General features: G+C 62.0%; 8 protein-coding genes. 1 reads left to right on the plus strand and 7 read right to left on the minus strand.

Annotated features, from left to right (window positions below; all coding sequences use genetic code 11):
* Positions 1 to 90: 90 nt before the first annotated feature.
* From qcrB to ctaE, 4 genes are all read right to left on the minus strand, one after another.
* On the minus strand, positions 91 to 1,764 hold the full coding sequence (gene qcrB, locus DBR22_RS17015) for a cytochrome bc1 complex cytochrome b subunit (RefSeq protein ID WP_108599996.1): 1,674 nt from the start codon (positions 1,762 to 1,764) through the stop codon (positions 91 to 93).
* Complete coding sequence (qcrA, locus tag DBR22_RS17020) at positions 1,742 to 2,809, minus strand: cytochrome bc1 complex Rieske iron-sulfur subunit (RefSeq protein ID WP_108599997.1); 1,068 nt, start codon at positions 2,807 to 2,809, stop codon at positions 1,742 to 1,744. Before qcrA ends, qcrB begins: the two co-directional genes overlap by 23 nt.
* Before the next feature lie 100 nt (positions 2,810 to 2,909).
* A complete protein-coding gene (gene qcrC / locus DBR22_RS17025; RefSeq protein ID WP_108599998.1) occupies positions 2,910 to 3,698 on the minus strand; it encodes a cytochrome bc1 complex diheme cytochrome c subunit in 789 nt (262 codons plus the stop codon).
* A gap of 87 nt (positions 3,699 to 3,785) precedes the next feature.
* Entirely contained in the window at positions 3,786 to 4,424 is a 639-nt protein-coding gene (gene ctaE / locus DBR22_RS17030) for an aa3-type cytochrome oxidase subunit III (protein WP_181365225.1), read from the minus strand.
* Positions 4,425 to 4,571: 147 nt separating this feature from the next.
* Between ctaE and trpD the strand changes: the two genes are divergently transcribed.
* The gene (trpD, locus tag DBR22_RS17035; protein WP_108600000.1) at positions 4,572 to 5,630 is read left to right on the plus strand and encodes an anthranilate phosphoribosyltransferase; all 1,059 of its coding nucleotides are present in this window, start codon (positions 4,572 to 4,574) and stop codon (positions 5,628 to 5,630) included.
* 22 nt (positions 5,631 to 5,652) lie between these two features.
* On the opposite strand, the gene DBR22_RS17040 is transcribed toward trpD, so the two are convergent.
* The 3 genes from DBR22_RS17040 to DBR22_RS17050 form a co-directional block, all read right to left on the minus strand.
* Positions 5,653 to 6,246: a hypothetical protein gene (locus DBR22_RS17040; protein ID WP_219928135.1), complete on the minus strand. Its 594-nt coding sequence runs from the start codon at positions 6,244 to 6,246 to the stop codon at positions 5,653 to 5,655.
* 2 nt (positions 6,247 to 6,248) lie between these two features.
* Positions 6,249 to 7,346 carry a chitinase gene (locus DBR22_RS17045; protein ID WP_108600001.1) on the minus strand — a complete coding sequence of 366 codons (1,098 nt, stop codon included), beginning with the start codon at positions 7,344 to 7,346 and terminating at the stop codon, positions 6,249 to 6,251.
* Positions 7,347 to 7,442: 96 nt separating this feature from the next.
* Positions 7,443 to 7,970: glycosyltransferase (locus tag DBR22_RS17050; protein ID WP_146187544.1), on the minus strand; the 528-nt coding region annotated here is incomplete at its 5' end.

A 7,970-nucleotide genomic window follows, 5' to 3' on the forward strand; every position in this document is an offset into this window, starting at 1 on the left:
ACTACTAACCACCTAACCAACAGGTGTTGCAACGACCCCTAGAAACCGCCAGGGACCAGGCCTTTTGCGTTGGATCAGATCAGCTGTAAATCAGTGGCTGAGGCTCTTGCTTTCCTCTGCCGATTCAATGGCCGGGGCGTGGTGGCCATGGGCTGCTTCCAGCTCGGCGGGAGTGGCCGGTGCAACCCGGTCCTCGAAGAACCACCTGGACAGGAACGCACGCCGCTTTTCCTTACCGGTCACGATGCCGTGGTCATTGGGGACCGCAGGCAAGGGGGCCGGAGACTCGAAGCCAACCAGCTTGTAACGCTTGTATTCGTCCAGCGGTGCATGTACTTCGATGAACTCGCCATGCGGCAGCCGCACGATGCGGCCGGTTTCGCGGCCGTGCAGTGCGATTTCGCGGTCCTTGCGCTGGAGCGCAAGTGCCACACGCTTGGCAACGATGAAGGCGATGATCGGGCCGATGAAGAACAGAGCACGCAGCCAGTAGGTGACATCGTTCAGCGACACGTGGAAGTGCGTGGCGATGAGGTCCGAACCTGCAGCGGCCCACATGACGCAGTACCAGACGAAGCCGGCAACGCCAATGGCAGTGCGGGTGGGGGCGTTGCGCGGACGGTCCAGGACATGGTGTTCGCGGTTGTCCTTGGTGATCCAGCTTTCGATCCACGGGTACATGAACATCACCGTAAACAGGATGCCTGCGGGCACCAGGGCCGGAAGCAGGACGTTCAGGGTCAGGACGTAGCCGAAGATTACGTACTCGAAGTGGAAGTCGCCGATGACACCTGGCATGAGCCTCAAAGCACCGTCAACGAAACCGATGTACCAGTCAGGCTGGGTACCGGCGGACACAGGAGAGGGGTCGTAGGGTCCGTAGTTCCAGATGGGGTTGATGGTGAAGAAGGCTGCCATCAGGGCCACGACGCCGAAGACGATGAAGAAGAAACCGCCTGCCTTGGCTGCATAGACCGGTCCGAGTGGGTAACCAACAACATTGCCGTCGTTGCGGCCCGGGCCAGGGTACTGCGTGTGCTTGTGAACGACAACCATAAAGAGGTGCAAGACAATCATCAGCAGGATGAGGGCAGGCACCAGCAGGATGTGGAGCATGTACAGACGGCCGATGACCATGGTCCCGGGGAACTCTCCACCGAAGAGGAAGAAGGAGATGTAGGTACCGATCACCGGGATCGACTTGATAACGCCGTCGATGATCCGCAGGCCGTTGCCGGAGAGCAGGTCATCGGGGAGGGAGTAGCCGGTGAAGCCGGCGGCCATGGCCAGGATGAGCAGGACGCCGCCCACCACCCAGTTCATTTCGCGCGGCTTGCGGAACGCGCCGGTGAAGAACACCCGGAGCATGTGCACTGCGATCGAGGCTACGAACAGAAGTGCCGACCAGTGGTGTACCTGACGCATGAAGAGGCCGCCACGGACGTCGAAGGAGATATCCAGCGACGAGCTGTAAGCCACCGACATTTCAACGTTCTTCAGCGGAACGTACGAGCCGTCATAGTGCGTTTCCGCCATGGACGGATCAAAGAAGAAGGTGAGGAAGGTACCCGACAGCAGCAGAATAACGAAGGAGTACAGTGCGACTTCGCCGAACATAAACGACCAGTGGTCGGGGAATACTTTACGTCCGAATTCACGCAGGATGCCTGATCCGCCGACCCGTGAGTCAACAAAATCAGTGATACGTCCGGCTTTGGTCTTGGCGACGAAGGCGGGGGCTTCAGCTCTTGATGCTGCGCTCATGCTCATCACGCTCCCAGTAACTTGGTCCTACAGGTTCATTGAAGTCGCTGGTTGCGACCAGGTAGCCTTCGTCGTCAACTGCGATCGGCAGCTGGGGGAGGGGCCGGCTGGCGGGGCCGAAGATCACCTTGCACTCATTCGTGAGGTCGAAGGTGGACTGGTGGCACGGGCACAGCAGATGGTGCGTCTGCTGCTCGTAAAGAGCAACGGGGCAACCGACGTGGGTGCAGATCTTGGAGTAGGCAACGATGCCGTTGTAGCTCCAGTCCTCGCGGCCTTCTGAGGGGTTCAGCGAGGCGGGGTCAAGACGCATGAGGAGAACAACGGCTTTCGCTTTTTCGTTGAGCTTGCCTTCATGCAGTTCGTTCAGGCCTTCCGGAATAACGTGGAAGGCTGAGCCGATGGTGACGTCAGAGGCCTTGATGGGTGTGCCGTCGGGGTCGCGGGTAAGGCGCTTGAGCTTGCCTTCCTGCGGGGCCCACATGGTATGGGCCAGTTTGTTGTCCGGGCGGGGGCCAAGGTCACCGAAAATCGCCAGGGCGGGGAGCGGTGCGAGGGCCACGGCGCCAAGCAGCGTGTTGCGGATGAGCGGGCGGCGCTTGATGCCGGTCTCTTCCACGATGTCGTCCACAATCCGGACGGCTGCCTTGCGGTCGTCTTCGGTGCGGATGGCGTGGCGCTCTTCGGAGACTTCGTGGTCCGGCATCAGGGCCTTGGCCCAGTGCACGATGCCCGTGCCGATGCCCAGCATGGCAAACGCTGTGCCGAGGCCCAGCAAGGCGTTCTGCAGCCGGATGGTGGCGATGCTTGCGTCACCCAGATCGATGGCGAAGTACGCCACCAGGAACAACAGGGTGCCGAGCACGGAGGCGCCGAAAAGTATGGCGACCTGCCGTTCTGCACGCTTTGCGGCCTTCGGGTCCGTGTCGGCCAGGCGCAAACGGTGCGGGGGAATTCCAGGATCCTGGAACTTCTCCACCTCATTCTGACCAGCCGTAGCTACGGTGCCCGAGTGGTTCGGACTGCCGTCACTATGGTTGCCCATAATTCGCCTCATCCTTCTCTCGTCCCGGCTTCCGCCGAGTTAGTTTTCAATGTCAAACTGCTGACTGGGCAGCAGAAGTTCTTTATGTTGCCGCAACGCCCTAGGACGTACGGGAAGTCAGCCAGATGGTGAAGGCGATGATGACGCCCAGCCCTGCCACCCAGACGAAGAGGCCTTCGGCCACGGGACCGAGTGCGCCGAGGTCTGCGCCGCCGGGAGATCCATTGGCTTCGATCTGCTTCAGGAAGGTGATGATGTCGCGCTTGCCTTCAGGGGTGACGTTGGCGTCGCTGAAGACGGGCATGTTCTGCGGACCGGTGACCATGGCTTCGTAGATGTGCTTGCCGGAGACGTCAGCCAGGGCCGGAGCGAACTTGCCCCGGGTCAGGGCGCCACCGGCAGCTGCGGCGTTGTGGCACATTGCGCAGTTCACACGGAAGAGCTCGCCACCGGCGGCAGCGTCACCCTTTTCGTCCAACAGGCCTTCTTCAGGAATTGCCGGGCCGGCTCCCAGGGAAGCTACATATGCTGACAGCTGGTGGGTCTGTTCGTCGTTGAACTGGGCCGGCTTCTTGTAGGCCTGCGGGCCGTTCATCTGCATTGGCATACGGCCGGTTCCGACCTGGAAGTCGACGGCAGCTGCGCCGACACCAACCAGCGAGGGACCGGCCTGGCTGCCGCTGGCACCCATGCCGTGGCAGGTGGCGCAGTTGGCGGCGAAGAGCTTCTCGCCCTCAGCGGTGTCATTCGCACTGAAGCTCGTGGTGGAGGCCTTTGCCTCGTTGACGGTGGTGGCCACGGCGTAGAGGCCACCAGTGACGAGGAGTCCCATCAGGAGCAGCGCTATTACTGCAAGTGGGTGACGCCGCTTTTGCGAGAGAGCCTTCACGTGGTGGTTCCTTTATTCGATCCTGCGCCGGCTCCGTGAGCCGCTTCTTGAAATTCTGCCTCTTGTAGAAAAGGAATCAAAGCCCGACTACTTCAGCACGTAGATGACCAGGAAGAGGCCGATCCAGACAACGTCGACAAAGTGCCAGTAGTAGGACGTGACAATTGCCGAGGTCGCTTCGAAGTGGCCGAACTTCTTCGCCGCGAACGAGCGTCCGATGATGAAGAGGAAAGCGATGAGGCCGCCGATGACGTGAAGTCCGTGGAAGCCTGTGGTGATGTAGAACGCTGAGCCGTAGGCGTTGGACGAGAGCGAAACGTGCTCTGAGACCAGCATGGCGTATTCCGTGGTCTGGCCGGCGACGAAGAATGCCCCCATGATGAACGTCAGGGTGAACCATTCGTTCATGCCCCAACGGACAAACTGGAACGGACCGCCGGTCTTCCGCGGCTGAAGCCGTTCGGCGGCGAACACGCCCATCTGGCAAGTAAAGGAACTTGCCACGAGGACGATGGTGTTGACGAGCGCAAAGGGGAAGTTGAGCTTCGCTGTCTCTTCCGCCCACATCTGCCCGCTCGTGGAGCGCAGCGTGAAGTACATGGCGAAGAGACCGGCGAAGAACATCAACTCACTGGACAGCCAGACTACGGTTCCGACAGAAACCATATTGGGGCGGTTCAGCGTTGGGTGCGCCGGGGTACTGGGGGCATGGGTCGCAGATGTCACATAGACATTATGTCTATAAAACTCCGTAGTTCCCAACGCGAACCGCCTTTTCAGGGGACTTTTTCTACAAAGACGCGAAATCACCGCGAAAAGTTCCCGTTGCCGCCCGCATTGGTCATGGCCGGGGTCGCTGGATAGCATCAGGAGGTGACTTCTCAGGCAACCGCATCGGCGGCCAGCAACACCTGGCCGCGGCTCATCTCCGCACTCATCTATGGGACTGACCTGACCGCGGACAACACCGCCTGGGCCATGGACACCATTATGTCCGGGGAGGCGACGCCCGCCCAGATAGCCGGATTCCTGGTCGCACTCAGCGCTAAAGGCGAGACCGTCGATGAGATTTCAGGGCTGGTGGATGCCATGCTGGGCCATGCCAGGCCGATCAGCATCCCGGGTGAGAAGCTGGACATCGTGGGTACGGGCGGTGACCAGCAGAACACCATTAACATCTCCACCATGGCGGCCCTGGTGGCTGCCGGTGCCGGAGCCAAGGTGGTCAAACACGGCAACCGCGCGGCGTCGTCGTCGTCGGGTTCGGCCGATGTGCTTGAAGCCCTCGGTGTCAGGCTGGACCTCCCCGTCGAGCGGGTGGCACTTAACGCGGCGGAGGCGGGAATCACTTTCTGTTTCGCCCAGGTATTCCACCCGTCCTTCCGCCATACGGCCGTGCCCCGGCGTGAACTCGCGATTCCCACCGCGTTCAATTTCCTTGGTCCGCTCACCAATCCTGCTCTGGTACAGGCATCGGCTGTGGGTGTGGCGAATGCCCGGATGGCACCTTTGGTGGCCGGGGTTTTGGCCAAGCGGGGCAGCCGGGGACTGGTTTTCCGCGGCGATGACGGTCTGGACGAACTGACCACAACGGGGCCCTCAACTGTGTGGGAAATCCGCAACGGAGCGGTATCCCAGCTTGTCTTCGCACCCGCCGATCTGGGGATCCGTCCCGCAACGGTGGAGGACCTCCGCGGCGGGGACGCCAAGGCAAACGCCGCCGTCGTCCGTGAAGTCCTTGCGGGCAAGCAGGGCGCGGCCAGGGACGCCGTCCTGGTTAACGCTGCGGCCGGCCTGGTCGCATTTGACCTGACGGCGGACGGCCCTTTCCTTGACCGCATGCGCGCGGCGCTGGCCAGGGCCGCCCAGTCCATCGATTCGGGCGCAGCCGCAGCTGTTCTCGACAAATGGGTTTCGCTCACGCAGCACTGATCACGCAGCACTGATCCCGCAGTTACTTCGTGATTACGTCGTTCCCGTAGTCAGCATCACAGCGGCCGTCGTGGATCACGCCTTGGCCGGAGGCCACCACGTAGTTGTCCGCCGGGTTCAAAATCACTGTGTGAACGCCTGTGAGGGACCTGGCGCAGCGCTGGGCCAGTGCGGCGCTTCCTCCTTCGCCGCCGATCCACAGGTCAATCCACAGGGAGGCGTCGCCGAATTCCTCCACCCCGGAATGACACGGTCCGTCCTCTGGCGAGGGCCCGTCACCGCACGTGTCCTCCACGATGAAATACCTCCGTACGCTGGGCACATATACCCTGGTTCCTGCCGGGAGATCCATGACATCCTGGCCTGTCTCCAAAGAGTGCCCTACCGCCAGGGTGACCGGATCTTCATACGTACCCGCGCCGCCCGCCGTCCGGTGCAGGACAGGGTGGCTGATGGTCGGCGACCCCGCGGGAGTATTGTCGAACCAGGAGTACGCCGTGACGTATACCTTCGGAAAAAGGCGTTCACCTGGTTCCTGGGGAGGGGCACCTGTGCAGCCGGCGGCCGTCAGGAACAAGACAAGCAAGGCCGGCGCCGCGACGGCTGCTTTCCGCATTCTCACCGCCCCGCAGACGAATCAGTGTCCACAAATCCCTTGCTGAGCGCTTCCGTGAACATCCCGGGACGCCCCTCGAGGCCGCTGCAGCTGTGGGTAGCCACACCGGCGGGCTGCACCTGTCCGAGGGAGTTGCAGCTTATGTCCCTGTTCAACGACCACATGGACATCCGTCCGACGCCACGCTCCCGCGCAAAGGCATTCAGCCCCTCTGCGTCCGCAGGGGTAAAGACCTGGTCTGGCACATCGTTCTGCCCGATCATCGGCGTGAGTCCGATTTTTCTCCACAGAGCTTCGGCCTGGAGCGGCTTGCCTGCACGTTCGTAGACGCCGGCAAGGGCGCGGTGGCTTCCCTCAGCCGCTCTGATTGATGCATCAAGCATGGACTGCCCTTGAGGGAGCGGGCCGAAGTTCATTGTCATGAGATTCACCCCGGCGAGTTCAACGCCTGCCGCGATCATCGTTTCCAGGGAGACGATGGCTGCCGGTGTCAGCCCCTGTACCGAGACCGGCAACGTCAGCCAGATCTTCAGCGGAGCGTCAGGGGGGCGGCTGCCCGGGAGCCGTGCCATGGTGTCGGCCCGCCTCTCGGCTGCTGCCGGATCGGCGGCGGATGCTCCTTCGACATCGAGATCCACGGTGGCCAGTCCGTACCTGTCGATGACCCCTGCATAAGCTCGCATCAATGCAGCGTCGTCCGTGCAGGCCACTGCCAATTCCTTGCCGAGCTGGCCGCCGAAGGATACGGCGACGTCATTGCCGGCTTTGCGGAAGGCGTCCACCTGGCTGTCGAGATCCAGCCGGCTGTTGGCCTGTTCGAGGTCATAGGAGCCGCCCCAGGACGCTTCACATGGCTTGACGGGATTGGCGGTGACGAAGGAAAGGACCGTTGTTGCCTTCCCCGGTGAGGGCACATTCTGGAGGCCAGGTCCCGGGACTATGGTCACGTCCAGATATCCGCCGAACCAACGGGTGTCCGGCCCGGCCTGGCTCACTTTTTCCTCCCGGCCGTTGGCTTCCCGGACCGGAGCGCACCCTGAAAGGGACAATGCCGCAGCCAGGCCAACGGCGACGGTGCCCCGCCACATGGATGCCGGCATTGATCGACGCCGCCTCGGTGGTCAAATGCGTGGATGTCAGGATGGACCACTATATTCCAGTCGCATTTATTGAGCCATAGTGGGGGAAGCTCCAGGTCAGACCGGGCTCGGCGCGACGGCACCTGCCTTTCGCGGGACGGGGGACATGACCACGCTGTTGGTTCGCTCCGGCCTGTACCAGCCCACGGAGGTTCCGCGCAGGGCCTGGATAGCGGACCCGAAGACCACGTACGCACGGAGGGGCTCGTAGATGAGGCGGTAGATGGGGACCATAAGCAGGTGCAGCAGGCTTTCCCGGACCATCAGCACCGCCACGATGGAGACCACCATGTGGGTTGAGGCGACGAACACGGAGAAGATCGCGATGGCCTGCCATTCCCCTCTGCTGAGGCTGATGACCGCGACAAAGACCGTCAACGGCATGAAGATGAGCGGGACGACGACTGAAATCAGTGCGTACGGCATGGTGAGCATCCCCAGTGCTCCGTACTTCGGCCTGAACAACATGGAACGGTGCTTGTAGAGCGTTTGGATGTTGCCGTAGGTCCAGCGGAGCCGCTGCCTGAACAGGCCACGCAGAGTCAGGGGAGCCTCGGTCCAGGCCACTGCTTCGTTCTCCTGGAC

It is taken from the genome of Arthrobacter sp. HMWF013 (assembly GCF_003061105.1).
Classification (GTDB): domain Bacteria; phylum Actinomycetota; class Actinomycetes; order Actinomycetales; family Micrococcaceae; genus Arthrobacter.

Coding starts and splice junctions, on each gene's coding strand:
- qcrB (WP_108599996.1), bottom strand. CDS start 1,764: ATGAGCGCAGCATCAAGAGCTGAAGCCCCCGCCTTCGTCGCCAAGACC.
- qcrA (WP_108599997.1), bottom strand. CDS start 2,809: ATGGGCAACCATAGTGACGGCAGTCCGAACCACTCGGGCACCGTAGCT.
- DBR22_RS17040 (WP_219928135.1), bottom strand. CDS start 6,246: ATGCGGAAAGCAGCCGTCGCGGCGCCGGCCTTGCTTGTCTTGTTCCTG.
- DBR22_RS17045 (WP_108600001.1), bottom strand. CDS start 7,346: ATGCCGGCATCCATGTGGCGGGGCACCGTCGCCGTTGGCCTGGCTGCG.